General features: G+C 59.6%; 25 protein-coding genes and 1 pseudogene. 21 read left to right on the forward strand and 5 right to left on the reverse strand.

Going from position 1 to position 24,309, the window contains the following annotated elements; translation table 11 throughout:
* Positions 1 to 81 precede the first annotated feature (81 nt).
* The 9 genes from argS (at position 82) to CFBP1590_RS24710 (ending at position 10,836) form a co-directional block, all read left to right on the forward strand.
* Positions 82 to 1,818 (forward strand): arginine--tRNA ligase, encoded by a 1,737-nt coding sequence (argS, locus tag CFBP1590_RS24670; RefSeq protein ID WP_088236099.1) that lies wholly within the window; start codon positions 82 to 84, stop codon positions 1,816 to 1,818.
* 1 nt (position 1,819) lies between these two features.
* Positions 1,820 to 2,515, forward strand: a complete 696-nt coding sequence (locus CFBP1590_RS24675) for an SPOR domain-containing protein (protein WP_029243144.1) — start codon at positions 1,820 to 1,822, stop codon at positions 2,513 to 2,515.
* Between the two features lie 370 nt (positions 2,516 to 2,885).
* Entirely contained in the window at positions 2,886 to 3,416 is a 531-nt protein-coding gene (hslV, locus tag CFBP1590_RS24680) for an ATP-dependent protease subunit HslV (RefSeq protein ID WP_004882674.1), read from the forward strand.
* A 41-nt stretch (positions 3,417 to 3,457) separates the two neighbouring features.
* On the forward strand, positions 3,458 to 4,795 hold the full coding sequence (gene hslU / locus CFBP1590_RS24685) for an ATP-dependent protease ATPase subunit HslU (protein WP_043304179.1): 1,338 nt from the start codon (positions 3,458 to 3,460) through the stop codon (positions 4,793 to 4,795).
* 77 nt (positions 4,796 to 4,872) lie between these two features.
* The gene (locus CFBP1590_RS24690) at positions 4,873 to 5,250 is read left to right on the forward strand and encodes a gamma-butyrobetaine hydroxylase family protein (protein WP_088236100.1); all 378 of its coding nucleotides are present in this window, start codon (positions 4,873 to 4,875) and stop codon (positions 5,248 to 5,250) included.
* Between the two features lie 371 nt (positions 5,251 to 5,621).
* On the forward strand, positions 5,622 to 7,301 hold the full coding sequence (gene phaC, locus CFBP1590_RS24695; RefSeq protein ID WP_088236101.1) for a class II poly(R)-hydroxyalkanoic acid synthase: 1,680 nt from the start codon (positions 5,622 to 5,624) through the stop codon (positions 7,299 to 7,301).
* A 132-nt stretch (positions 7,302 to 7,433) separates the two neighbouring features.
* A complete protein-coding gene (phaZ, locus tag CFBP1590_RS24700) occupies positions 7,434 to 8,291 on the forward strand; it encodes a poly(3-hydroxyalkanoate) depolymerase (protein ID WP_029243146.1) in 858 nt (285 codons plus the stop codon).
* Positions 8,292 to 8,455: 164 nt separating this feature from the next.
* Entirely contained in the window at positions 8,456 to 10,141 is a 1,686-nt protein-coding gene (gene phaC / locus CFBP1590_RS24705) for a class II poly(R)-hydroxyalkanoic acid synthase (RefSeq protein ID WP_088236102.1), read from the forward strand.
* A gap of 80 nt (positions 10,142 to 10,221) precedes the next feature.
* Positions 10,222 to 10,836 (forward strand): TetR/AcrR family transcriptional regulator, encoded by a 615-nt coding sequence (locus CFBP1590_RS24710; protein WP_004882680.1) that lies wholly within the window; start codon positions 10,222 to 10,224, stop codon positions 10,834 to 10,836.
* A 180-nt stretch (positions 10,837 to 11,016) separates the two neighbouring features.
* Here CFBP1590_RS24710 and CFBP1590_RS24715 read toward each other — a convergent pair whose 3' ends face one another.
* From CFBP1590_RS24715 to CFBP1590_RS24735, 5 genes are all read right to left on the reverse strand, one after another.
* A complete protein-coding gene (locus CFBP1590_RS24715) occupies positions 11,017 to 11,490 on the reverse strand; it encodes a helix-turn-helix domain-containing protein (RefSeq protein WP_029243148.1) in 474 nt (157 codons plus the stop codon).
* Positions 11,491 to 11,542: 52 nt separating this feature from the next.
* Positions 11,543 to 11,896, reverse strand: coding sequence for a type II toxin-antitoxin system HigB family toxin (locus CFBP1590_RS24720; RefSeq protein WP_063625668.1), 354 nt, complete (start codon positions 11,894 to 11,896; stop codon positions 11,543 to 11,545).
* 178 nt (positions 11,897 to 12,074) lie between these two features.
* Positions 12,075 to 12,860 (reverse strand): phasin family protein, encoded by a 786-nt coding sequence (locus CFBP1590_RS24725; RefSeq protein WP_088236103.1) that lies wholly within the window; start codon positions 12,858 to 12,860, stop codon positions 12,075 to 12,077.
* 10 nt (positions 12,861 to 12,870) lie between these two features.
* Entirely contained in the window at positions 12,871 to 13,344 is a 474-nt protein-coding gene (locus tag CFBP1590_RS24730; protein ID WP_088236104.1) for a phasin family protein, read from the reverse strand.
* A 160-nt stretch (positions 13,345 to 13,504) separates the two neighbouring features.
* Positions 13,505 to 13,783 carry a polyhydroxyalkanoic acid system family protein gene (locus tag CFBP1590_RS24735; RefSeq protein WP_004882685.1) on the reverse strand — a complete coding sequence of 93 codons (279 nt, stop codon included), beginning with the start codon at positions 13,781 to 13,783 and terminating at the stop codon, positions 13,505 to 13,507.
* Between the two features lie 144 nt (positions 13,784 to 13,927).
* On the opposite strand from CFBP1590_RS24735, the gene ubiE reads away from it, so the two are divergent.
* From ubiE to CFBP1590_RS28765, 12 genes and pseudogenes are all read left to right on the forward strand, one after another.
* Complete coding sequence (ubiE, locus tag CFBP1590_RS24740) at positions 13,928 to 14,698, forward strand: bifunctional demethylmenaquinone methyltransferase/2-methoxy-6-polyprenyl-1,4-benzoquinol methylase UbiE (RefSeq protein WP_004882686.1); 771 nt, start codon at positions 13,928 to 13,930, stop codon at positions 14,696 to 14,698.
* Positions 14,698 to 15,321, forward strand: a complete 624-nt coding sequence (locus CFBP1590_RS24745; protein WP_025993915.1) for a ubiquinone biosynthesis accessory factor UbiJ — start codon at positions 14,698 to 14,700, stop codon at positions 15,319 to 15,321. Before ubiE ends, CFBP1590_RS24745 begins: the two co-directional genes overlap by 1 nt.
* Complete coding sequence (gene ubiB / locus CFBP1590_RS24750) at positions 15,318 to 16,937, forward strand: ubiquinone biosynthesis regulatory protein kinase UbiB (protein ID WP_004882688.1); 1,620 nt, start codon at positions 15,318 to 15,320, stop codon at positions 16,935 to 16,937. Before CFBP1590_RS24745 ends, ubiB begins: the two co-directional genes overlap by 4 nt.
* Before the next feature lie 67 nt (positions 16,938 to 17,004).
* Entirely contained in the window at positions 17,005 to 17,397 is a 393-nt protein-coding gene (gene hisI / locus CFBP1590_RS24755; protein WP_004882689.1) for a phosphoribosyl-AMP cyclohydrolase, read from the forward strand.
* Between the two features lie 2 nt (positions 17,398 to 17,399).
* Positions 17,400 to 17,732: a phosphoribosyl-ATP diphosphatase gene (locus CFBP1590_RS24760; RefSeq protein ID WP_004882690.1), complete on the forward strand. Its 333-nt coding sequence runs from the start codon at positions 17,400 to 17,402 to the stop codon at positions 17,730 to 17,732.
* Positions 17,733 to 17,779: 47 nt separating this feature from the next.
* Positions 17,780 to 18,073 carry a twin-arginine translocase TatA/TatE family subunit gene (locus CFBP1590_RS24765; RefSeq protein ID WP_004882691.1) on the forward strand — a complete coding sequence of 98 codons (294 nt, stop codon included), beginning with the start codon at positions 17,780 to 17,782 and terminating at the stop codon, positions 18,071 to 18,073.
* A gap of 4 nt (positions 18,074 to 18,077) precedes the next feature.
* On the forward strand, positions 18,078 to 18,533 hold the full coding sequence (gene tatB / locus CFBP1590_RS24770) for a Sec-independent protein translocase protein TatB (protein WP_058430864.1): 456 nt from the start codon (positions 18,078 to 18,080) through the stop codon (positions 18,531 to 18,533).
* A complete protein-coding gene (gene tatC, locus CFBP1590_RS24775) occupies positions 18,530 to 19,330 on the forward strand; it encodes a twin-arginine translocase subunit TatC (RefSeq protein WP_004882693.1) in 801 nt (266 codons plus the stop codon). Before tatB ends, tatC begins: the two co-directional genes overlap by 4 nt.
* Entirely contained in the window at positions 19,327 to 20,034 is a 708-nt protein-coding gene (locus CFBP1590_RS24780; protein ID WP_025993911.1) for a 16S rRNA (uracil(1498)-N(3))-methyltransferase, read from the forward strand. Before tatC ends, CFBP1590_RS24780 begins: the two co-directional genes overlap by 4 nt.
* Positions 20,035 to 20,218: 184 nt before the next feature.
* Positions 20,219 to 21,190 (forward strand): annotated as a pseudogene (locus CFBP1590_RS28755) (methyl-accepting chemotaxis protein); the annotation flags it as partial.
* Between the two features lie 141 nt (positions 21,191 to 21,331).
* Positions 21,332 to 22,045 (forward strand): methyl-accepting chemotaxis protein, encoded by a 714-nt coding sequence (locus tag CFBP1590_RS28760; protein ID WP_445380959.1) that lies wholly within the window; start codon positions 21,332 to 21,334, stop codon positions 22,043 to 22,045.
* A 207-nt stretch (positions 22,046 to 22,252) separates the two neighbouring features.
* Positions 22,253 to 24,196 carry a methyl-accepting chemotaxis protein gene (locus tag CFBP1590_RS28765; RefSeq protein ID WP_088236106.1) on the forward strand — a complete coding sequence of 648 codons (1,944 nt, stop codon included), beginning with the start codon at positions 22,253 to 22,255 and terminating at the stop codon, positions 24,194 to 24,196.
* Positions 24,197 to 24,309 lie beyond the last annotated feature (113 nt).

Below are 24,309 nucleotides of genomic sequence, written 5' to 3' on the forward strand. Positions count from 1 at the left end.
CACGGCTTGAGCAACGGATAATGCAGAGTTTTTCCACCCGCGCATCCAGGCGCCACCGCGCTTGCGGTCGAAGAGAGCATCATGAAAGACACCATTCGTCAGCTGATCCAACAAGCCCTGACCAGTCTCGTCACCGAGGGCGTCTTGCCAGAAGGGCTGACGCCGGCGATTCAGGTAGAGAACGCTCGCGACAAGACCCACGGGGACTTCGCCAGCAATATCGCGATGATGCTCGCCAAGCCTGCCGGGATGAAGCCGCGTGATCTGGCTGAAAAGCTGATTGCAGCGCTGCCCGCTGATGAGCAGGTCAGCAAGGTGGAGATCGCAGGCCCCGGCTTTCTGAATTTTTTCCAGAACACTCAGGCCCTGGCCGCGCGTCTGGACGCGGCCCTGGCGGACCCACAGCTTTCGGTGCGCAAGGCAGGCCCGGCGCAGCGTGTGGTGGTCGACCTGTCGGCACCGAACCTGGCCAAGGAAATGCACGTCGGCCACCTCCGCTCGACCATCATTGGTGACGGCGTAGCCAACGTCCTCGCTTTTCTGGGCGACACCGTCATTCGCCAGAACCATGTCGGCGACTGGGGTACCCAGTTCGGCATGCTGCTGGCGTATCTTCAGGAAAAACCGGCGACCAGCGACGAACTGTCTGACCTGGAAAACTTCTACCGCGCCGCGAAGCAGCGCTTCGACGAATCCGAAGAGTTCGCCGAGCGCGCTCGCGGGCTGGTGGTCAAGTTGCAGGGCGGCGATGCCGAGTGCCTCGCGCTGTGGAAACGCTTCAACGAGATCTCGCTGTCGCACTGCCAGAAGACCTACGAGCGCCTCAACGTCAATCTGACCCCGGCCGATGTCATGGGCGAAAGCGCCTATAACGATGATCTGGCCAATGTGGTCAGCGACTTGAAGGCCGCAGGCCTGCTGGTGGAAAGCAATGGCGCCCTGTGCGTGTTCCTCGATGAATTCCGCACCGCGGAAGACACGCCCCTGCCGGTGATCGTACAGAAAGCCGGTGGCGGCTATCTGTACGCCACCACTGACCTTGCCGCCATTCGTTATCGCAGCAAGGTGCTCAAGGCGGACCGTGCGCTCTACTTCGTCGACCAGCGTCAGGCGCTGCACTTCCAGCAAGTATTTGAGGTAGCGCGCCGCGCAGGCTTCGTTCATGAAGGCATGCAGCTGGAGCACATGGGCTTTGGCACCATGAACGGCGCCGACGGCCGTCCGTTCAAGACGCGCGATGGCGGCACGGTCAAGCTGATCGACCTGCTCGACGAAGCCGAAGAGCGTGCCTACACGCTGGTGAAAGAAAAGAATCCCGAGGTAGCGGAAGCCGAACTGCGCAGCATTGCCAAGGCGGTGGGCATCAGCGCAGTGAAGTACGCCGACCTGTCCAAGCACCGCACCAGCGACTACAGCTTCAACTTCGACCAGATGCTGAGCTTCGAAGGCAACACCGCGCCTTACCTGCTCTACGCCTACACTCGCGTGTCTGGCGTATTCCGCAAGCTGGGCACGCCGTTCGACGCCAGCAAAGGCAAGATCGTGCTGGAAGCGCCACAGGAGCAGGAACTGGCGGCTCGCCTGGCGCAATTCACCGAAACCCTGAATAACGTCGCAGAAAAAGGCACGCCTCACGTACTCTGTGCTTACCTGTATGACCTTGCGGGTCTGTTTTCGAGCTTTTACGAAAACTGCCCGATCCTTGGTGCCGAAAATCCCGATCAGCAGCAGAGCCGCCTGCGTCTGGCAGCGTTGACCGGTCGCACCCTCAAGCAAGGCCTGGATCTGTTGGGTCTGGAAACTCTGGAGCGTATGTAAGTTGGCAGTTGCGAAGAAGAAACCGGCACCCAAGCGCGGCGCCAGCCGTTATCAGGCACCCGCCAAGCAGCCGATTCCAGGATGGCTGTGGCTGGTCATTGGTTTGACCGTAGGCGCATTCGTTGTCTTCCTGATGAAGCTCGAACCCGGCGGCGATGACATCAAGCGAGTCAAGGCTGACGCCAAGGCCGCGAAGATCGCCGAGGCGAACAAGACGCCACCAAGCCCGACGGCGCCGGTCAAGCCCAAGTATGACTTCTACACCTTGCTGCCCGAGTCGGAAGTGATCGTGCCGAACGAAGCGGTGCCTGAAAAGACGCCACCTGCGGTCGCGCCGACCGCCCCGGTTACGCCGGAGCAGGCCGCCAAGATCGACACGGCCCGCGCCCAGGCTGCCCTCAGCGGTCTGACGCCACCTCCAGCGCCTCCGGTCGCGGCAACCAAACCGGCAGCGGTGACCACGTTCTTCCTGCAGGCGGGCTCGTTCCGCAAGCAGGCCGACGCCGAAAAGGTACGTGCGCAGATCATCCTGCTGGGCCAGACGGCAACGGTCGAATCCGGCACGGTGAAAGACGAAACCTGGTACCGCGTACTGGTCGGTCCGTTCAGCAACCGCGAACAACTGACCACGGCCCAGAAACAACTGGCGGGTGGTGGATTTAGTAACCTGTTGTTGCAGCAGCGCCAGAGCCGGTAAGGCGCGCACCAATAGTCGATAGTTCGCATGCGGAGCGCTCATCGTTATACACAAGTCTGCCTCGACACTGATCGATGATCGTTCCCACGCTCTGCGTGGGAATGCCTTCCAGGACGCTCCGCGTCCGCTCTCGAATGCGGCGCAGATGTGTGCCAAGCTCCAGCGTTATCCACGTCATTCGCTCGGCTCACTGAGTCAGCAATCTGTGCCATTTGTGACGCGGAGCGTCACGGGAGGCATGCCCACGCGAAGCGATGGGCACGATCAGTGTTGAGAAAGCCATTCATCCCCAACGGTTGAAATACCCGACCCCACCCCCATATGAGTCTGCATCAGGGCATTTTCGCCCCGCTGCGTGGAGACTCTCCCCTTGACCACCATCGTTTCAGTGCGCCGTCACGGCAAAGTCGTCATGGCTGGCGACGGCCAGGTTTCCCTGGGCAATACCGTCATGAAAGGCAACGCAAAGAAAGTCCGTCGCCTGTACCACGGCGAAGTGATTGCCGGGTTCGCTGGCGCTACCGCCGATGCATTCACGCTGTTCGAGCGCTTCGAAGGCCAACTGGAAAAACACCAGGGTCATCTGGTGCGGGCAGCCGTCGAACTGGCCAAGGACTGGCGCACCGACCGCTCGCTGAGCCGTCTGGAGGCCATGCTGGCCGTCGCCAACAAGGACGCCTCGCTGATCATCACCGGCAACGGCGATGTCGTCGAACCGGAAGACGGTTTGATCGCGATGGGCTCCGGCGGTGCATTCGCTCAGGCCGCCGCACGCGCCCTGCTGCTCAAGACCGATCTGTCGGCACGCGAAATCGCGGAAACCTCCCTGCACATCGCAGGCGACATTTGCGTGTTTACCAACCACAACATCACCATTGAGGAGCAGGACCTCGCCGAATAAGCCGCTCTCGGCTTGTTTGCGCTAGAGGACCGTCAATCATTATGTCCATGACTCCCCGCGAAATCGTCCACGAACTCAACCGCCATATCATCGGCCAGGACGATGCCAAGCGCGCCGTTGCGATTGCCCTGCGCAACCGCTGGCGCCGCATGCAGCTCCCTGAAGAGCTGCGCGTCGAAGTGACGCCGAAGAACATTCTGATGATCGGCCCGACCGGTGTCGGCAAGACCGAAATCGCCCGTCGTCTGGCCAAGCTCGCCAACGCGCCGTTCATCAAGGTCGAAGCGACCAAGTTCACTGAAGTCGGCTATGTCGGCCGCGATGTCGAGTCGATCATCCGTGATCTGGCCGACGCTGCGATCAAGCTGCTGCGCGAGCAGGAAATCGTCAAAGTTCGCCATCGTGCCGAAGATGCGGCCGAAGATCGCATTCTTGATGCCCTGCTGCCACCGGCCCGTGTCGGCTTCAACGAAGACCCGGTGCAGACCAACGATTCCAACACTCGCCAGCTGTTCCGCAAGCGCCTGCGTGAAGGTCAGCTGGATGACAAGGAAATCGAGATCGAGATCAACGAAGCCGTAGGCGTCGATATCTCCGCGCCACCCGGCATGGAAGAGATGACCAACCAGCTTCAGAGCCTGTTTGCCAATATGGGCAAGGGCAAGAAGAAGAGCCGCAAGCTCAAGGTCAAGGAAGCGCTCAAGCTGGTCCGTGAAGAAGAAGCGGGCCGTCTGGTCAACGATGAAGAGTTGAAGGTCAAGGCGCTGGAAGCCGTCGAGCAGCACGGTATCGTGTTCATCGACGAGATCGACAAGGTGGCCAAGCGCGGCAATTCCGGTGGCGTGGACGTGTCCCGCGAAGGCGTTCAGCGCGACCTGTTGCCGCTGATCGAAGGCTGTACGGTGAACACCAAGCTGGGCATGGTCAAGACCGACCACATCCTGTTCATCGCCTCCGGTGCATTCCACCTGAGCAAGCCGAGCGATCTGGTGCCCGAGCTTCAGGGTCGTCTGCCGATTCGCGTCGAGCTCAAGGCCCTGTCGCCGCAGGATTTCGAACGCATCCTCAGCGAGCCGCACGCATCGCTGACCGAGCAGTATTGCGCGCTGCTCAAGACCGAAGGCCTGAATATCGAATTCAAGCCCGAAGGCATCAAGCGTCTGGCGGAAATCGCCTGGCAGGTCAACGAGAAGACCGAGAACATCGGTGCCCGTCGCCTGCACACGCTGCTTGAGCGCCTGCTTGAGGAAGTGTCGTTCAGCGCAGGCGACATGGCCTCCAGCCCTGACGCTGCGCCGATCGCAATCGACGCCGATTACGTCAACAGTCACTTGGGCGAACTGGCCGAGGACGAAGATTTGTCGCGTTACATCCTGTAAGCCTGCCAGACTGCACAGGGGCGCCGAAAAGCGCTCCTGTGCATGCATCATCGCCTTGAACATCGAAACCGGAATCCATGAGCCCAATCCCCAGCGCCATTCAGTTGCACAAGGCCTCGAAGAGCCTGACGCTCAAATACGCGTCCGGTGAGGAATATCAGCTGCCTGCCGAGTTGCTGCGGGTGCATTCTCCTTCCGCCGAAGTTCAGGGCCACGGCAAACCGATCCTGCAACATGGCAAACTGAATGTAGGCTTGACGAAAGTCGAGCCGGCCGGGCAATACGCGCTGAAACTGACCTTCGACGATGGTCATGACAGCGGCCTGTTCACTTGGGAATACCTCCACGAACTGGCCGTGCGTCAGGAAGCCTTGTGGGCGGACTATCTTCAGGAGCTGGAAAAGGCCGGCAAGTCCCGCGATCCTTCCGAGCACGTCGTCAAACTCATGCTCTGACCCGCAAAACCCCTCCCCAGCCGCTCTGGCACGCCATCTGCCGTTTTAGGACGCGCTTTCTAATCGAATTTGTTTCAATGTTCCGCGCAGCGGCCAATGACTGACGCCGCTTGCGATTTTTTGAAATCTCGCGTAACCAATGGCATTGGCAATTTCCTCCGTATCGATCCGATGCGCAGACGCGGTATGCAAGGAGTGGTTACACGAAGCGCAGCTGTTCAGATGCCTTCGCGGTAGCCTGCGTGAAAATCGGGAAATTGGCTGCCAAGCCATCTTAGGTCACACGAGCAGTAGTACCGGCTATTCGCCTGTGTCACTGGTTCACAGGGAAGTAGTTGCGGTACTCGTCTCAGGACAACGGAGCGTCGTAGATGAGTAACACGAAAGACGATGACCTGCAGCGCCAGGCCTCTGAACACACCTTGAATCTCAATCCGGTGGTGGGCTTGCGTCGCAAGGACCTACTGACCACCGCACGCATGGTGCTACGCCAGGCCATCAGACAACCGATCCACAGCCTCAAGCATGTCGCTCATCTGGGTACCGAACTCAGAAAGGTGGTGTTCGGCAAATCCGCTCTGCAGCCGTCCCCGGACGATCGACGCTTTGCCGACCCGGCCTGGAGCCAGAACCCGCTGTATCGCCGTTATCTGCAGACCTACCTTGCCTGGCGCAAGGAGCTGCATGACTGGATTGGCGGCAGCAATCTCACCCCGCAGGACGTCAGCCGTGCTCACTTTGTGATCAATCTGATGACCGAAGCCATGTCGCCCACCAACTCGGCCGCCAACCCTGCCGCTGTGAAGCGCTTCTTTGAAACCGGTGGTAAAAGCCTGCTGGACGGCCTGTCACACCTCGCCAAAGACCTGGTGCACAACGGCGGCATGCCGAGCCAGGTGAACATGGACGCGTTCGAGGTGGGCAAGAACCTCGGTACGACCGAAGGCGCGGTGGTGTTTCGCAACGACGTGCTGGAGCTGATCCAGTACAAGCCGATCACCGAGCAGGTCCACGAAAAGCCACTGCTGGTGATTCCGCCGCAGATCAACAAGTTCTACGTCTTCGATCTGAGCCCGGAAAAGAGCCTGGCGCGCTTCTGTCTGCGCAGCAATGTGCAGACGTTCATCATCAGTTGGCGCAACCCGACCAAGGCTCAGCGCGAGTGGGGCCTGTCGACCTACATCGAGGCGCTCAAGGAAGCCGTGGACGTAGTCCTGGCGATCACTGGCAGCAAGGACCTGACCGTGTTGGGCGCCTGTTCCGGCGGCATCACCTGCACCGCCCTGCTGGGCCATTACGCAGCCCTTGGCGAGCAGAAGATCAACGCCATGACCCTGCTGGTCAGCGTGCTGGATACCACGCTGGACACCGATGTCGCCCTGTTCGTCGATGAGCAGACACTGGAAACTGCCAAGCGTCATTCGTATCAGGCGGGCGTACTGGAAGGCCGGGACATGGCCAAGGTGTTCGCGTGGATGCGACCCAACGACCTGATCTGGAATTACTGGGTCAACAACTACCTGCTCGGCAATGAACCGCCGGTCTTCGACATCCTGTTCTGGAACAACGACACCACACGCCTGCCAGCAGCCTTTCACGGCGACCTGATCGAGATGTTCAAGAACAACCCGCTGACTCGCCCGAACGCGCTGGAAGTCTGTGGCACACCGATCGACCTGAAACAGGTGACCACCGATGTGTTCTGTCTGGCAGGCACCAATGACCACATCACGCCGTGGCCGTCCTGCTACAAGTCCGCGCGTCTGTTCGGCGGCAAGACCGAGTTCGTGCTGTCCAGCAGCGGGCACATCCAGAGCATTCTCAACCCGCCGGGCAATCCCAAGTCGCGCTACATGACCAACGCCGAGTTGCCGGCCACGCCAGACGAGTGGCAGGAAAACGGTACCAAACACACAGACTCGTGGTGGCTGCACTGGCAGGCATGGCAGACCGAGCGTTCGGGCAAGCTCAAGAAAGCGCCCACCACACTTGGCAATAAAACATTCCCGGCAGGCGAAGCGGCACCCGGCACCTACGTTCACGAACGCTAGACTCAAGGAAGAAGGCGCACTGCCGTTCACTATGGAAGTGACCGGCAATGCTCGTTAGGCGAATGACAGACGTACGATCTGGTCGAAACGCAGGACAGCTTTCCCAGCGGTTTAACCAACAGGGCTTTGCGCATGCCTCAACCGTTTGTATTTCGCTCCATCGACCTGGACGGTCATACCATTCGCACCGCTGTGCGACCCGGCAAGAGCCATTTGACGCCGCTGCTGATCTTCAACGGCATCGGTGCCAACCTCGAGCTGGTGTTTCCGTTCGTCGACGCGCTGGACCCGGATCTGGAAGTCATCGCGTTCGACGTGCCTGGCGTCGGCGGCTCCTCCACACCTCGACGTCCGTACCGCTTTCCGGGCCTGGCGAAGCTGGCTGCGCGCATGCTCGATTATCTGGACTACGGGCAGGTGAATGCGATTGGCGTGTCGTGGGGCGGTGCGCTGGCACAGCAGTTCGCCCACGACTACCCCGAGCGCTGCAAGAAGCTGGTGCTGGCCGCGACTGCGGCCGGTATGGCGATGGTGCCCGGCAAGCCACGGGTGCTGTGGCTGATGGCAAGTCCGCGCCGGTACATCCAGCCGTCGCACGTGATCCGTATCGCACCGGAAATCTATGGTGGTGCGTTCCGTCGCGACCCTCATCTGGCGGCTAACCATGCGGCGAAGGTCCGCTCGTCCGGCAAGCTCGGTTACTACTGGCAGCTATTCGCAGGTATGGGCTGGACCAGTATCCACTGGCTGCACAAGATTCATCAGCCGACGCTGGTGCTGGCGGGTGATGACGATCCATTGATCCCGTTGGTCAATATGCGCCTGTTGGCTTGGCGGATACCCAATGCCCAGCTACACATAATCGATGACGGGCATTTGTTTCTGATCACTCGAGCCGAAGCCGTGGCTCCCATCATCATGAGTTTTCTGCAACAGGAACGACAACGCGCAGTCATGCACCCGCAACCTGTACCTCCCAGAGCGCGCTGAATCCGTCCGTCACGGTCGAAGGCACTGGAACGCTTCGCGAACAAAAAAGCTTCACCGACTGCGCCAGAGACAGGAGTGTCGAACCGCGCAGAACGACGCAGGCCGCCGCGACGGGGCCTGCGCCAGTCCATGAGTTGATGGCTTGACGAAGGAGTGTTGCCCTCATGCAAGAAAAACCCACGAAGGTTGCCGAAATGACGCCGGCCACCTTCATCAACGTGCAAAGCGCCGTGACCGGCCTGCGCGGACGCGATCTGTTTTCTACCCTGCGCAGTGTCGCCACCCAAGGCTTGCGCCATCCCTTTCGCAGCGCCCGCCACGCCCTGGCGCTGGGCGGTCAGTTGGGGCGCGTGATGCTGCTGGGCGAGACGCCGCATCCGCCCAACCCGCGCGACAGCCGTTTCGCCGACCCGACCTGGAGCCTCAACCCGCTGTACCGTCGTGGCTTGCAGGCTTATCTGAGCTGGCAGCACCAGGTCAAACGCTGGATCGATGACTGCGACCTGTCGAAGGATGACCGGGCAAGGGCGCACTTTCTGTTCAACCTGCTCAACGATGCCCTGTCGCCAACCAACACCCTGCTCAATCCGCTGGCGGTCAAGGAGCTGTTCAATTCCGGCGGCACCAGCCTGATCAAGGGTCTGAGCCACATGGCCGATGATCTGCTGCACAACAACGGCTTGCCCAGCCAGACCACCAAAGACGCGTTTGAAATCGGTCGGACTGTGGCGGCAACACCCGGCGCAGTGGTGTTTCGCAACGAGATGCTTGAGCTGATCCAGTACAAGCCGATGAGCGAAAAACAGTTCAGCCGACCGATGCTGATTGTCCCGCCGCAGATCAACAAGTACTACATCTTCGACCTGAGCCCCACCAACAGCTTTGTGCAATACGCACTCAAGAATGGCCTGCAGACTTTCGTGATCAGTTGGCGCAACCCGGATGTGCGGCATCGGGAATGGGGCTTGTCCAGTTACGTGGAGGCCACCGAAGAAGCGATGAATGTGTGCCGGGCAATCACCGGTGCCCGTGAAGTGAACATGATCGGAGCCTGCGCCGGTGGCCTGACCATCGCTGCGCTGCAGGGCCACTTGCAGGCCAAGCGCCAGATACGGCGAGTGGCAAGCGCGACCTACATGGTCAGCCTGCTGGACAGCCAGATCGAAAGCCCGGCCACGCTGTTCATCGATGAAGAAGCACTGGAGGCCGCCAAACGTCGCTCCTATCAGCGCGGTGTACTGGAGGGCAGCGACATGAGCCGGGTATTCGCCTGGATGCGGCCCAATGACCTGATCTGGAGTTACTGGGTCAACAACTACCTGCTGGGCAAGGCACCACCGCCGTTCGACATTCTGTACTGGAACAACGACACCACGCGTCTGCCGGCCGCGCTGCACGGCGACCTGCTGGATTTCTTCAAGCACAACCCGCTCAGCCATCCGGGCGGACTGGAGGTCTGCGGTACGCCTATCGATCTGCAGAAAGTCACAGTGGACAGTTTCAGCGTCGCCGGCATCAACGACCACATCACGCCTTGGGATTCGGTCTATCGCTCGACCCTGCTGCTGGGCGGCGAGCGTCGTTTCCTGCTGTCCAACAGTGGTCACGTGCAGAGCATCCTCAACCCGCCGGGCAATCCGAAAGCCAATTACGTAGAGAACGGCAAGCTTAGCGGCGACCCGCGCGCCTGGTATTACGACGCCCAGAACCACGAAGGCAGCTGGTGGCCTGAATGGCTGACCTGGATTCAGGAGCGTTCCGGCAGTGAGCGCGAGACCCGCATGGAACTGGGCAACGCCAAGTACCCGCCGATGGAAGCCGCGCCGGGCACCTACGTGCACATGCGCTGATGGCCTGACCTGAAGGGGGCACCCTGTGCGGTGCGCCCCTTGCCTCCTGATGACTTTGGATTCTCGAACAAGAAGACTGGATGAAAACCCGCGACCGTATCCTCGAATGTGCGCTGACGCTGTTCAATCAACAGGGCGAACCCAACGTCTCGACGCTGGAAATCGCCAACGAAATGGGCATCAGCCCTGGCAATCTGTACTACCACTTTCACGGCAAGGAGCCGCTGATTCTGGGTCTGTTCGAACGCTTCCAGACCGAACTCGCCCCTCTGCTCGACCCGCCCGCCGACGCAAGGCTCAATGCCGAAGACTACTGGATGTTCCTGCACCTGATCGTCGAGCGCCTGTCGCACTATCGATTTCTGTTTCAGGACCTATCCAACCTCGCCGGACGCCTGCCCAAGCTGGCGCGTGGCATCCGCAACCTGCTCAACTCGCTCAAACGCACCCTGGCCTCACTGCTGGCCCGCCTGAAATCCCAGGGCCAACTGGTCAGCGAAACCCAGGCGCTGGGGCAACTGGTGGAACAGATCACCATGACCCTGCTGTTCTCGCTGGACTACCAGCGCATTCTTGGCCGTGAAGGCGACGTGCGGGTGGTGGTGTACCAGATCATGATGCTCGTCACCCCGCACCTGCTGCCCACCTCGAGGCAGGCAGCCGAGCAGATTGCGATGGAGTATCTGGGGCGGTGAGAGGCGACATCGTCACAGCCTTCATCCTTCATCCGAGCAGAACATAAAGGCATCCGCAAAAAAGCCAGGCACATGTCACGCGGCGGCCTTCGTATTATAAACAGCGGTACCTTGAATGCCTGTTTCGAGGGAAGGCGGTCGAACGTTCACGCTTCAAAAAACTGATTAAACATAAAAGAATCAGACGACGCCATGCATGAAAAACTCGACGGGCACTTTAAAGAATTCTGCAAAGCCTTTTATCTGAGCAACCGTCATTTTCCTCTTGTTGTTCAGTATCTCGGAAACAGCACTTTGAGTGGCAACACCTGACAAATCCTTCTGTCTGACTCCCCTGTCCGAAATCAGGAAAGCCAGTGCTTCCGCCTGAGATGAGTAAGGAATCAAAACGGTTTCAGTCTCGTACTCATACACACGCTCGGCCACCAGCTCCGCAAAGCGCGCGGCTGCGTGATCTTCACTGTCTGCATGAGAGTAAAGCTCATCGATCAGCGCCATCCGCCCCTTCAAGTCAGTGTCACTCTTGACGGGATCATGACAGGCAGCCAATAACTGGGCCATCGTTGCTATCTGATCGCTTAAGCCATCAAGCATCGGTGAAATGTTAGCGATGAAGGAATCCAGCCCAGTGGCTCCGTTCTTATCATGCTTCATTGCGTCACCTATAATTACGTTATACATAAATAGAACCGATCGTCCTGATCAACTACTTAACGTCACTCTTGCACCACTTGTCATAACCGGCGTGGGGCAGAATATCCTTTATATAAATAGTGCCATTCCGGGTATTAATCCACGCAATAATCCGGCACTCATTTTTCTTGATGTCGAAGACATACACATCAAGAGGCCCTTTAACGCTCGGCTGTCTCAGCTTCGAGCAGGGAATTCGGTCAATGTTCCATCCAGAAGCGGTGACCCAGGTATCTCGAAGCTGCTCGAAGGACTCAAAGCGCAGAGTCGCCCTGTCAAAGGTGGTCAGCCACAAACTCAGTGCCGCCTTCCACTGACCATGAGCTTCGATGGCTTTCGCAACCGTCGTTTTTGCTATTACCCGCATGTCTTCAAGTCTTCGGCATCCCTACACGAGAGCATTTTTATCTCAAATACAGATATCTGTCAAACAGATATCCACTGTAGAGCCAAACACCTCTTTCAGGTTTGGCCGATAGCTATATTTCCCGCCAACAAAAAGCCCGACCTGCTGAGCAGGTCGGGCCTTGGCGTTTCCGGTCTTCTTACGAAGGCTGGTTGGCGGGTGCTTCCGGTGGAGGCGTTGGCGCGGCAGCCGGTTTCGGGCTGTCTGCCGTGGCCGAGGCGGCTGGCTTGGGTGCTGCGGCCTTTTTGGCTGCCGGCTTTCTCGGCGCAGCCGGTTTGGCGGCTGGCTTGGCGGCATCCTTGGCCTTGCTGGCCGTTTTCGACGCCGCTTTCTCGGCAGCATCAAGCGGCTTGGCGGCCGCCTTTCTGGCCGCAGGCTTGGCCGCTGCTGCTTTATCCGCAGCCTTGTCCGCTGTCCTGGCGACGGTTTTGGCCGCTGCTTTCAGCGGTTTGGCCGTGGTCTTCGGAGCAGGCTTGGGCGCGGCAGCAGCGCGCGGCGCAACCGGACGAGCCTTGGCGCCGGTCAGTTGCTCGATCTGCTGAGTCAACTGATCGACCTTGCTGTGCAGTGCCTGGACTTCGTTACGGCTCGGCACACCCAGACGCGAAATGGCGCTGTTCAGACGCTTGTCGAACGCACCTTCCAGTTCGTTCCACTTGCCCAAAGCCATATCCTTGACATCACCGACGCGGGACTTGGCCGCCTTGGTGGTGTCCTTGACTTCGTCGATCTGTTTCTGCGCTTCGGCCTTGGTCTGCTTCTCGGCCTTTTCGCCGTCTTTTACCAACGTCTCGAAAAGCTTACTGCCGTCATTGCTTATCTTGGAGTAAGCGCCTAAACCAGCCAGCCAGATTTGGCGAGAGTACTTCTCAACCTCGCCAATCCAGGAGCTGCCTTCTTTCTCTACCTTTTTCTTGCCAGCCATCCTGCTCTCCTTATTGTCCAGGCTCGGAACGTTCGAGTCGTTTAGGCTCAGAGCGTTCGAGCTTCTTGGGCCCGACACGTTCAAGCAATGCCGTCAGCTCATCGAGCTTAGCAGAGAGCGTGTCAACATCATGTTTAGACGGGATGCCAATCCGGTTCAAGGCCTTTGCGACGCGGCGGTCGAAAGCACTTTCGATTCGGTCGAGTTGCGCTTCGACGCGCCCCTTGGCATCGGAGACTTCGCCCTTGATCGAGTCCATTTCGCTGTTCGCGGCTTCAAGCTTTTCATCCAGGGCTTTTTTGGCTTCTTTCTCAGTCTGCTCGCCGGTCTTGATCAGCTCTTTGACGTACTGCGTACCTTCCTCGTTGACCTTGGCGTAGGCGCCCAGGCCTGCCAGCCAGATCTTGCGGGCATACAGCTTGACGTCGGAAAAGGTGGAAGCCTGTTCGTCTTCGATTTTTTTCCTGGCGGTAACTCTGGCCATGGTGCACCTCATGCTCGAAAGTTGAAGGAACCGCCCCACAGGGGCATGAGCTCAAAGCTACGGAGAAAAATTAGAATGCTCACCCTAGGGTGAAAGGAAAGGAGCAGAGCCCGGCGGCCTGCTGAGCCCCGACAAACGGGGCATTACGACTCGGACAGTCTCAGGCAGCCAGTGCCTTGTCCAGCACACGCTCGACCTCGGATTTGATCGAGCCGCTCATGGTCGACAGGATGAAGTTCAGGTCGATATTGATGCGAATCAGCTCGTCCTCGACCTCTACCTTGCCCTTGGCGCCCTTGCCTTCGAGTTTCACGGTGTCGCCTACCCACTCATGGGCCAGGCCATACCGGTCGGCCAGCTTTTCCACCAACTGCTCGGCCTTCTCGCGAGCCTGCTCCCGGCCCAGGGAATGAGGGCGCTCAACCGTTATCTTCGCCATGAGAGTGTTCCTTGATGATCGTATGAAATGCGGCGCAACTATATACACCCGTCTGCATCCAAGAAAGCGTTGGCGGTGAGCCTTGTCAAGACAAAGCCAGCCTTGACGATTAGAATGGCCCGCAATCTATTCCGGTGAAGCGATATGAACGATCAGCGCAAAGGCAGCGATGCCGAACCTACGACTCACTTCGGTTACAAAAATGTACCGGAAAGCCAGAAGGCAGAAAAAGTCGCTGAGGTATTCCACTCGGTAGCGGCCAAGTACGACCTGATGAATGACCTGCTGTCTGGCGGCATGCACAGGCTCTGGAAACGCTTTGCCATCGAACTTTCGGGCGTTCGTACCGGCAACCGCGTGCTCGACATCGCGGGCGGCACGGGCGACCTGACCCGCAAGTTCTCCAGCCTCGTAGGCCCGACCGGCCACGTGGTACTGGCAGACATCAACGCTTCGATGCTCAAGGTCGGCCGCGACCGCCTGCTCGACCTGGGCGTTGCCGGCAATGTGGAATTCGTCCAGGCCGACGCTGAAAAGCTGCCGTTCCCGGACAACCATTTCGACTGCGTGACCATCGCCTTCGGCCTGCGCAACGTGACGCACAAGGAAGACGCCCTGCGCTCCATGCTGCGCGTGCTCAAGCCCGGCGGTCGCCTGCTGGTGCTGGAGTTTTCCAAGCCGACCAACAAGCTGATGTCCAAGGCCTACGACGCCTATTCCTTCGCGTTCATGCCGTTCATGGGCAAGCTGGTGACCAACGATTCGGAAAGCTACCGTTATCTTGCCGAGTCGATCCGCATGCACCCCAATCAGGAAACCCTGAAGTCGATGATGGTAGAAGCCGGTTTTGACCGCGTGACCTATCACAACATGACCTCGGGCATTGTTGCCCTGCACCGCGGTATCAAACCGTAATGTTGCTTCGGGGGCTGCTCGCCAGCGTCGAGCACGGTATCAACCGCGTGTTGCGTCTGGACAGCACGGCGCTGCCGCGTCTGGCGCGGTTGTCCGGCCATGTGATCAAGATCGATTGCCGCGATCCGTCCCTGAAAATCTACATTCTACCCAGCGACGAGGGCCTGCTGTTGGCCCCTGAGTGGGCCGCCGATGCCGACTGCACCCTTCGTGCTCCGGCGTCGAGCCTGCTGCGGCTGGCCCTGAGCAAGGACAAGACGGCCGTGCTGCACGGTCCTGAAGTCGAGCTGGATGGCGACAGTGGTGTACTGCTGGAACTGGTCGGGATCCTCCAGGACCTTGAGCTGGACTGGGAACACGAGCTGTCCCGCTGGCTGGGTCCTGTGGCCAGCCAACTGCTCAGCGGCCATTTACGCAATAGTGCGCGCTGGACGCGTGATAGTGTGGCGAGCCTGAGCCAGAACGCTGCCGACTACTTCAGCGAAGAGTCGCGCACACTGGTCGGCAAACATGAAGCCGAAGCCCGCTTTGCCGAACTCGACCAGATCAAACTCGATCTGGAACGCCTCGAGGCGCGTTTTGCGCGCCTTGCCCGATCCCTCAATTCCAGCGATAACGCATGAAGCTGCTTGCCGTCCGCCGTCTGTTTCGCATTCAACGTGTCGTTATTCGCTACCGCCTCGATGACCTGTTGTTCGCCCTGCCCCTGCCGTGGTGGATGCTGGCAGTTCGTTTCGTGCTGCCGTGGCGCTGGCTGCCGCGCAGCAAATCGGAGCTGAGCCGTGGCGCACGCTTCCGTCTGGCTCTTCAGGATCTGGGGCCGATCTTCATCAAGTTCGGTCAGCTGCTCTCGACCCGGCGCGACCTGTTGCCCGAGGACATTGCCGACGAACTGATGCTGTTGCAGGACCGCGTACCGCCGTTCGACCAGAATCTGGCCATCAAGCTGATCGAAGAACAGCTTGGCGCGAAAATCTGCGACGTGTTCAGTCGCTTCGATGAAACACCCCTGGCGTCGGCGTCGGTCGCGCAGGTACATGCCGCTCGTCTGAAGACCGGCGAAGAGGTTGTGGTCAAGGTGGTGCGTCCCGGCCTGAAACCGATCATCGGCCAGGATCTGGCGTGGCTGTTCATCCTGGCCCGTACCGCCGAGCGCGTATCAGCCGATGCGCGATTGCTGCACCCGGTGCAAGTGGTGATGGACTACGAGAAAACCATCTACGACGAACTGGACCTGCTGCGCGAAGCCGCCAACTCCAGCCAGTTGCGCCGCAATTTCGAAGGCTCCGAGCTGTTGTACGTGCCGCAAGTCTACTGGGACTGGTGCCGCCCGAAAGTGCTGGTCATGGAACGCATCTATGGCGTTCAGGTGACCGATCTGGCGACCCTGGCCGATCAGCGCACCGACATGAAACTGCTCGCCGAGCGCGGGGTGGAAATCTTCTTCACCCAGATCTTCCGGGACAGCTTCTTTCACGCCGACATGCACCCAGGCAACATCTTCATCAGCACAGTCAGCCCCTGGAGCCCGCAGTACATCGCCATCGACTGCGGCATCGTCGGCAGCCTGACACCGGAAGACCAGGACTATCTGGCCCGCAACCTCTTCGCTTTCTTCAAGCGCGACTACCGTCGCGTGGCGCAATTGCACATCGATTCAGGCTGGGTGCCGGCCGAAACCAAGCTCAATGAGTTCGAGGCGGCGATCCGCACCGTGTGCGAGCCGATCTTCGAGAAGCCGCTCAAGGACATTTCCTTTGGTCAGGTGTTGATGCGCCTGTTCCAGACTGCACGCCGCTTCAACATGGAGGTCCAGCCACAGCTGGTCCTGCTGCAAAAGACCCTGCTCAACATCGAAGGTCTGGGCCGCCAGCTGTACCCAGAGCTTGACCTCTGGAGCACCGCGCAGCCCTATCTGGAACGCTGGATGCGCGAACGCGTCAGCCCCAAGACCCTGGTGAGCAATCTGCAATCGCAGGTCGAGCAGTTGCCGCACATCGCCAACATGACCCGCGACCTGCTGGAGCGTCTGTCCCGCCCGCACGCTTCCGACCCGCCAAACCCATGGCGCGAGAACAGGGACGGCTGGGCCTTGCGACTGATCGGCTCGGCCTTGCTGGCGGGGGGCGTCATACAGGGTTGGGTGATCAGCGAAGCCGGTACGCAACTGCCGACACTTGCGGCCTGGCCTGCGGCGATCATGCTCATTGCCGGGCTGTATCTGATCGTTCGCCGATAGCCAGCAGCGCATGGCGCTGGCACACTGTTCAACCCGCCGGACCTCAAGTCCGGCTGCCGGAGTAGATATGAAAGACTGGCTGGACGAGATTCACTGGAACAGCGACGGTCTGGTGCCTGCAATCGCTCAGGACCACAAGACCGGTCGCGTACTGATGATGGCCTGGATGAACCGCGAGGCCCTGAGTCTGACGGCGTCCGAGAATCGTGCAATCTATTGGTCGCGTTCGCGTGGCAAACTCTGGCGCAAAGGTGAAGAATCGGGTCATGTGCAAAAACTGCATGAACTGCGCCTGGACTGTGATGCCGACGTCGTCATCCTGATGGTCGAGCAGATCGGCGGCATCGCGTGCCACACTGGCCGTGAAAGTTGCTTCTACCGAGTGTATGAAAATTCAGGCTGGAAGACCGTCGACCCGGTCTTGAAAGATCCTGATGCTATTTACCATGCAGGCCATTGAACATGACTGATACGCTGTCCCGCCTGGCCGAGGTGCTGGAATCACGCAAGGATGCCGCTGCCGACAGCTCCTATGTCGCCAGCCTGTATCACAAGGGTTTGAACAAGATTCTGGAAAAACTTGGCGAGGAATCGGTTGAAACCATCATTGCCGCCAAAGACGCTGCCGTCAGCGGTGATTGCAGCGACGTGATTTATGAAACGGCTGACCTGTGGTTCCACAGCATGGTCATGCTTGCGGCACTGGGTCAGCATCCACAGGCCGTGCTCGATGAACTGGACCGCCGGTTCGGGCTGTCCGGTCATGCGGAAAAAGCCGCCCGCACAGCAGACTGACTGCCTTCCCCTTTCGAGCTTGAAGAATCTTCTACGAGGACTGTTTCATGGGTATTTTTGACTGGAAACACTGGATCGTCATCCTGATCGTCGTGGTACTGGTTTTCGGTACCAAGAAACTCAAGGGTCTGGGCACTGATGTCGGCGAATCAATCAAGGGCTTTCGCAAGGCCATGAACGACGACGAAAAAAACGCTGATCAAGCTTCTGCGCAACCACAGCCTCAACCTCAGACTCAACAACCGTATACCGCGCCTCAGGGCTCGCCTCTGAACCAGCCGCATACCATCGATGCGCAGGCGCACAAAGTCGAAGAGCCGACCCGCAAAGACCAGGTTTAAGACCATGTTCGGTATCAGCTTCTCTGAATTGCTGTTGATCGGCCTCGTGGCCCTGCTGGTGCTCGGCCCCGAGCGACTGCCCGGCGCAGCACGCACCGCAGGCCTGTGGATAGGCCGACTGAAGCGCAGCTTCAATGCGATCAAACAGGAAGTTGAACGTGAAATCGGTGCCGACGAAATCCGTCGGCAGTTGCACAACGAGCACATTCTTTCGCTGGAAGATGAAGCGCGCAAAATGTTCGCTCAGCAACAGCACCCTGAAGTGGCCTACGAGCCGATCGTTCCGCCGACCGCGCCGCAGGCTGCCCAGCCAGCATCGCATCACGAGATCGGCCCGGCAGAGCCTGCCGACAAGGCACCGCTGACGCTTGAGAAAACCGCGAAACCTGCCGCCGACACGACACCGGACGTCACGCCCTCTCCCGCCCACGATTCGTCATTGCCACCGCGAGCCCCATGAGCGCAGATACCCCGGAAAACGATCAGCAAATGCCGCTGATCTCGCACCTCACCGAGCTGCGTACACGCCTGCTGCGCTGCGTTGCCGCAGTGTTTCTGATCTTTGCCGGTCTGTTTTACTTCACGCAGAAGATCTACACGCTCGTGTCCGCGCCGCTGCGGGTCTATCTGCCGGAAGGCGCGACGATGATCGCCACCGACGTGGCCTCGCCGTTCATCACGCCGTTCAAGCTGACCATGATGGTGGCGCTGTTCCTGTCCATGCCGGTCATCCTGCATCAGATCTGGGGCTTCATCGCACCTGGCCTGTACAAGCATGAGAAGCGCGTGGCGATTCCGTTGCTGGTGTCGAGCATCATCCTGTTCTACGCAGGCATGGCATTCGCCTACTTCCTGGTTTTCCCGCTGATCTTCCACTTCTTCGCCAGCGTGACGCCGGAAGGCGTGTCGATGATGACCGACATCGCCAGTTACCTCGACTTCGTGATGACGCTGTTCTTCGCCTTCGGCGTGGCGTTCGAGATTCCCGTGGCCGTGGTGCTGCTGGTCTGGATCGGCATCGTAGACGTGAAGTACCTGAAGAAAATCCGCCCGTACGTGGTAATCGGCTGCTTCGTGGTCGGCATGATCCTCACCCCGCCTGACATCTTCTCGCAGACCCTGCTCGCCGTGCCGATGTGGCTGCTGTTCGAACTGGGCGTGCTGTGCAGCGGACTCATCAAGAAACGCGGTGAGCACCCGGACGATGAAGAACAGGAAGCCGACAAGCAAGACCAGCCGCCCGCGACTCAGCCGTGAACCTGCTGCTTCTCGAAGAGGCCGACTTTATTGCGGCCGACCGGGTGGTGCTGCGTGACCGTCGCCTCACGCACATGCAGGAAGTGCATCGGGCCGAGGTCGGCGACAGTATGCGGGTCGGTCGCGTCAATGGCCTGCTGGGCACCGCCGAAGTGCTTCGCCTTGAACCGCGTGAAGCCGAGCTGCGGGTCTCGTTGAACAGCGAGCCGCCTGCAAAGCTGCCCCTTACCCTGCTGCTCGCCCTTCCTCGCCCAAAAATGCTGCGCAGAGTGTTTCAGACTGTCGCGACCATGGGCGTTCCGAAAGTCATCCTGCTCAACAGCTACCGAGTGGAAAAAAGCTTCTGGCAAACGCCGTTTCTCGAGCCTCACGCAATTCGTGAACAGCTGATTCTGGGGCTGGAGCAGGCCCGCGACAGCGTGCTGCCGGAAATCGTGATCGAAAAACGTTTCAAGCCCTTCGTCGAAGACCGTCTGCCGCAACTGGCGCTGAATACTCTGGGGCTGGTCGGCCATCCCGGTGACTACCCGGACTGCCCGCGCGCTGTCACCGAACCGGTCACCCTCGCCATCGGCCCCGAAGGCGGCTGGATTCCCTACGAAGTCGACCTGCTGGGCAAATCCGGCCTGCAGCCGGTGCAACTGGGCGACCGTATTCTGCGGGTTGAAACCGCTGTCACTGCACTCCTCGCACGACTGTTCTGATTCAAATCGCGGTATCCCGCTCAATCGCTTCAGTTACGTCATGACTGGCCGATAGGGATGGATACGCACAAGAATGAGTCATCGAGGAGTGGTCATGTATCGCGGGTTAACTCAAAGTCTCGCCAACGCGAGTGTCAGCTTGAAATTGGCCATCGGCTTCGGTCTGGTGCTGATCATGACCCTGATGATCTCCACGACCGCCTGGTTCAGCACCGACGCCCTGATTGATCGTGGGGATCGCGTAACGGCGATTGCCGAAATCAATGAGCTGACCCTGCAGCTGCGCATCAACCGCATGCGCTACGAAGCGCTGTACAACGCGGAGACTGCCACTGACGTCAAAGCCAACCTTGATCAACTCGACGCCGCCCTCCAGAGCGCCAGAAACCTGCTGCGGTCTCCGGAAAACATTCAGTTGATCGATGGGCAGATACAGGCGACGCGCGAATACCGTCAGTCGTTCGACGACATGACCAAGGCCATCGGAGTGCGTGAAGGCAGTCGCAGCCAGATGGGCGACAACGCCGACAAGGCCGTGGAGCAGGCAAACAAGATCGAAGCGGCGCTGCTCAAGGAAGACAACATCCTGGCCTTCAATGGCATCGTGGGTGTCAGCAAGCTGATCCAGCAGGCACGTTTTCAGGTTCGCGGCTACACCTACAGCGGCAAACCGGAATTCGAGAAGAACGCCAACCAGGCCATCGATGACGCAGTCACCGGTATCAATACCCTGGCAGGCGATGTGTCCTCAGAGTTCGCACCGACCTTGCAACAAGCCATCGCAGGCCTGAAAGGCTACCGCGCTGCGGTGGGCGTATACCGGGACTCGCAGGCTGCCAGCAAGGCCGCGCTGGAGAAAATGACCGCTCTGGGCGTGAAAATGCTGGCCACCAGCACTGAGATGATCGAGCGCCAGAACAAAAGCCGTGACGCAGAAAGTGACCACGCCGTCATGATGATTATTGCAGCCACCGTTCTGGCGCTGCTGCTCAGCGTACTGGCGGCATGGATCATCACCCGTCAGATCACCACGCCGCTGCAGGAAACCCTGGAAGTGGTGGAGCGCGTCGCCGCTGGTGACCTGAGCCGCAACCTCAACGTGAATCGCAAGGACGAACTGGGCAAGCTGCAAAGCACCATTCAGCGCATGACCGTCAGCCTGCGCGAGCTGGTCGGCGGTATCCGCGATGGCGTCACCCAGATTGCCAGCGCTGCCGAAGAGTTGTCAGCGGTTACTGAACAGACCAGCGCTGGCGTCAACAACCAGAAGGTCGAGACCGATCAGGTTGCGACCGCCATGCACGAGATGACGGCCACCGTGCAGGAAGTCGCTCGCAACGCCGAAGAAGCCTCCGAAGCAGCTGTCGCGGCCGATCAGCAGGCACGCGAAGGTGAGCGCGTGGTCAACGAAGCCATCGCCCAGATCGAACGTCTGGCGTCGGCGGTCGGTAACTCAAGCGAAGCCATGGGCGCGCTGAAGCAGGAAAGCGAGAAGATCGGCAGCGTGCTGGATGTGATCAAGTCCGTCGCCCAACAGACCAACCTGCTGGCCTTGAACGCCGCCATCGAGGCCGCACGCGCCGGTGAAGCCGGCCGCGGCTTTGCCGTGGTCGCCGACGAGGTGCGCAGCCTGGCACAGCGCACTCAGAAATCCACCGAAGAGATCGAAGCCCTGATTGTCAGCCTGCAGAGCGGAACGCAACAGGCGGCCAGCGTGATGGACAGCAGCCGCGAGCTGAGTGCCAGCAGCGTGGACCTGACGCGCCGCGCAGGTAGCTCGCTGGAAAATATCACCAAGACCGTCTCGGCGATTCAGTCGATGAACCAACAGATCGCCGCTGCCGCCGAGCAACAGAGTGCCACGGCGGAAGAAATCAACCGCAGCATCATCAACGTACGCGACGTGTCGGAACAAACGTCCGCTGCCAGCGAAGAAACAGCCGCATCCAGCATCGAGCTGGCGCGCCTGGGTACTCATCTGCAAACGCTGGTGAGCCGCTTCACCGTCTGATTGCACCGAGACCATTTCCGCGCCCGTTGAACGGTGCGGAAATGCCCGGCCTTGTCATTGAGTGACGCCCGTCACTGTCCCGATCGACTCAGAAATCTCCTACGACCTGCTCAGGTCACGCGATTCAACTCCTCGCCGATGCGTTCATAACGCAGGTTCTGTGCTGTTCAGGATCTGGTTTCGTTCGCATATCGCAGGAGCATTTCAATGCCTGGAAGGATCACTCACACGCTCGGCAACCTGAGCGTCAAACTCAAACTGGCACTCGGTTTTGGCCTGGTACTGCTGTTGACGCTGGCGATCACGCTGACCGGCTGGCATGGCCTGGACACGATGATCGATCGTTCAGAATCGCTCTCCGCAATCGACCGGCTCAACAGCCTGACCAAGGACTTGCGCACCGAGCGGATCGTCGCCCGAGTGGAAAATACCCCGGAGAACGTATCCAGAGTCGTCGACCGACTCAATGAGATCGAAGCCCTCCTGGCCTCGCTGCGCAAACAGAGCGACGAAGCTGACGCTCTTGCCAGCCTCGAGTCCCAGAGCCAACTGATCAGCCTTATGGAAAAGACCTTCACCGACCTGGGGGCCGATCGTGAAGCACGCGATCAGATACGCGCCCGACTTGATCAGAAGTCCGAGCAAGCGGTAAACGCCGTAACGCAGGTAGAGAAGGAAGTGCTCAAGGCGGTCAGTCAGGAGCAGGACAACGGTGAGCGGATGGACGAGTTCACCAACCTCTCGCAACTCAAGCATCAGATTCAGATTGCCCGTTATCAGGTGCAGGCCTACACCTTCACCGGCAAGGAAGCGGATGAGACCGCAGCTGTCACCGCAATTGACGAAGCGCTCAAGGAAATGCAGCAAATCTCGCAGGATCAGGCGGATGAAAATATTCAGGCGCTGGTGCCTGCCAATGAGGCCTTGCAGCAGTATCGGGAGCAGCTGACCCGGTTCAAGGTCATCCAGGTCAAGACCGAGGCAGGTCAGGGAATGCTGGAGGATCTGGGTGACAAGATGCTCAACGCTGTCGCAGAACTGAGCACCCTGCAAGGTACACGGCGCGACAGCGAGGCGGACAGCTCCAGAAAAACCCTGTCCGGCGTTGCTGCGCTGGCCTTATTGGTCGGCCTGCTGGCCGCCTGGATCATGACTCGGCAGATTACCGAGCCTTTACGTCAGACGCTGATCGCTGCCGCCCGGATCGCCCAGGGCGATTTGAGCAAGGACCTTGAAACCGGACGCCGCGACGAGCTGGGGCAACTGCAGAACAGCATGCAAGCCATGACGCTGAGCCTGCGAGAGCTGATTGGCGGCATCGGCGACGGCGTCTCGCAGATTGCCAGCGCGGCCGAGCAACTGTCGGCCGTGACCGAACAGACCTGCATGGGGGTCAATACACAGAAAGACGAGACCGATCAGGTCGCTACCGCCATGAACGAGATGACTGCGACGGTTCAAGAGGTCGCCCGCAATGCGCAGGAAGCCTCGCAATCGGCGGCTCAGGCTGATCAGCAGGCGCAGGACGGAGATCGGGTTGTCGGCCAGGCCATTACCCAGATCGAGCAGTTGGCTCGCGAAGTCGTCAACTCGACTCAGGCGATGAATCAGCTCAAGCAGGAAAGCAGCAAGATCGTGGGGGTTCTTGACGTGATCAAATCGGTTTCCCAGCAGACCAACCTGCTGGCGCTGAACGCTGCCATCGAAGCCGCACGTGCCGGCGAGGCTGGCCGTGGCTTCGCGGTTGTGGCCGATGAGGTTCGCAGCCTGGCGCAGCGCACGCAGAAGTCCACAGAGGAAATCGAAGAGCTGATCGAGGCCCTTCAGACCGGCACTCAGCAGGTCGCCACCACGCTGGACAACAGCCGCAGCCTGACTGACAGCAGCGTCGAACTGAGCCGTCGGGCTGGCGGAGCGCTGGAGCAGATCACCCGCACCGTGGCCACCATTCAGCAGATGAACGAACAGATCGCCGCCGCCAGCGAAGAGCAGAGCACTGTGGCCGAGCAGATCAACGCCAGCGTCATCAACGTGCGCGACATCTCCGAACAGACCGCCTCCGCCAGCAACGAAACCGCCGCTTCAAGCGTAGAACTCGCCCGCCTGGGCTCGCACCTGAAAGCGCTGGTGGGGAAGTTCCGAGTGGGGTGATCGCCTGCCAGACCGGACGCGGAGCGTCCTGAGAGGCGTTACCACGCGGAGCGTGGGAACGATCATGATCTCTAGCACACTGATCGTGCCCATGCTCCGCGTGCGCGTGCGCA

The organism is Pseudomonas viridiflava (genome assembly GCF_900184295.1).
Lineage (GTDB): Bacteria > Pseudomonadota > Gammaproteobacteria > Pseudomonadales > Pseudomonadaceae > Aquipseudomonas > Aquipseudomonas viridiflava.

Excerpts from the sequence above, each read along its gene's own strand:
- CFBP1590_RS24715 (WP_029243148.1), bottom strand. The coding sequence starts at position 11,490 with ATGAAGCATGATAAGAACGGAGCCACTGGGCTGGATTCCTTCATCGCT.
- tatB (WP_058430864.1), top strand. The coding sequence starts at position 18,078 with ATGTTCGGTATCAGCTTCTCTGAATTGCTGTTGATCGGCCTCGTGGCC.
- CFBP1590_RS24725 (WP_088236103.1), bottom strand. The coding sequence starts at position 12,860 with ATGGCTGGCAAGAAAAAGGTAGAGAAAGAAGGCAGCTCCTGGATTGGC.
- tatC (WP_004882693.1), top strand. The coding sequence starts at position 18,530 with ATGAGCGCAGATACCCCGGAAAACGATCAGCAAATGCCGCTGATCTCG.
- CFBP1590_RS24730 (WP_088236104.1), bottom strand. The coding sequence starts at position 13,344 with ATGGCCAGAGTTACCGCCAGGAAAAAAATCGAAGACGAACAGGCTTCC.
- CFBP1590_RS28765 (WP_088236106.1), top strand. The coding sequence starts at position 22,253 with ATGCCTGGAAGGATCACTCACACGCTCGGCAACCTGAGCGTCAAACTC.
- CFBP1590_RS24765 (WP_004882691.1), top strand. The coding sequence starts at position 17,780 with ATGGGTATTTTTGACTGGAAACACTGGATCGTCATCCTGATCGTCGTG.
- CFBP1590_RS24745 (WP_025993915.1), top strand. The coding sequence starts at position 14,698 with ATGTTGCTTCGGGGGCTGCTCGCCAGCGTCGAGCACGGTATCAACCGC.
- CFBP1590_RS28760 (WP_445380959.1), top strand. The coding sequence starts at position 21,332 with ATGCACGAGATGACGGCCACCGTGCAGGAAGTCGCTCGCAACGCCGAA.
- CFBP1590_RS24735 (WP_004882685.1), bottom strand. The coding sequence starts at position 13,783 with ATGGCGAAGATAACGGTTGAGCGCCCTCATTCCCTGGGCCGGGAGCAG.
- hslU (WP_043304179.1), top strand. The coding sequence starts at position 3,458 with ATGTCCATGACTCCCCGCGAAATCGTCCACGAACTCAACCGCCATATC.
- phaZ (WP_029243146.1), top strand. The coding sequence starts at position 7,434 with ATGCCTCAACCGTTTGTATTTCGCTCCATCGACCTGGACGGTCATACC.
- phaC (WP_088236102.1), top strand. The coding sequence starts at position 8,456 with ATGCAAGAAAAACCCACGAAGGTTGCCGAAATGACGCCGGCCACCTTC.
- hisI (WP_004882689.1), top strand. The coding sequence starts at position 17,005 with ATGAAAGACTGGCTGGACGAGATTCACTGGAACAGCGACGGTCTGGTG.
- CFBP1590_RS24690 (WP_088236100.1), top strand. The coding sequence starts at position 4,873 with ATGAGCCCAATCCCCAGCGCCATTCAGTTGCACAAGGCCTCGAAGAGC.
- phaC (WP_088236101.1), top strand. The coding sequence starts at position 5,622 with ATGAGTAACACGAAAGACGATGACCTGCAGCGCCAGGCCTCTGAACAC.
- argS (WP_088236099.1), top strand. The coding sequence starts at position 82 with ATGAAAGACACCATTCGTCAGCTGATCCAACAAGCCCTGACCAGTCTC.
- CFBP1590_RS24720 (WP_063625668.1), bottom strand. The coding sequence starts at position 11,896 with ATGCGGGTAATAGCAAAAACGACGGTTGCGAAAGCCATCGAAGCTCAT.
- CFBP1590_RS24760 (WP_004882690.1), top strand. The coding sequence starts at position 17,400 with ATGACTGATACGCTGTCCCGCCTGGCCGAGGTGCTGGAATCACGCAAG.
- ubiE (WP_004882686.1), top strand. The coding sequence starts at position 13,928 with ATGAACGATCAGCGCAAAGGCAGCGATGCCGAACCTACGACTCACTTC.
- ubiB (WP_004882688.1), top strand. The coding sequence starts at position 15,318 with ATGAAGCTGCTTGCCGTCCGCCGTCTGTTTCGCATTCAACGTGTCGTT.
- CFBP1590_RS24710 (WP_004882680.1), top strand. The coding sequence starts at position 10,222 with ATGAAAACCCGCGACCGTATCCTCGAATGTGCGCTGACGCTGTTCAAT.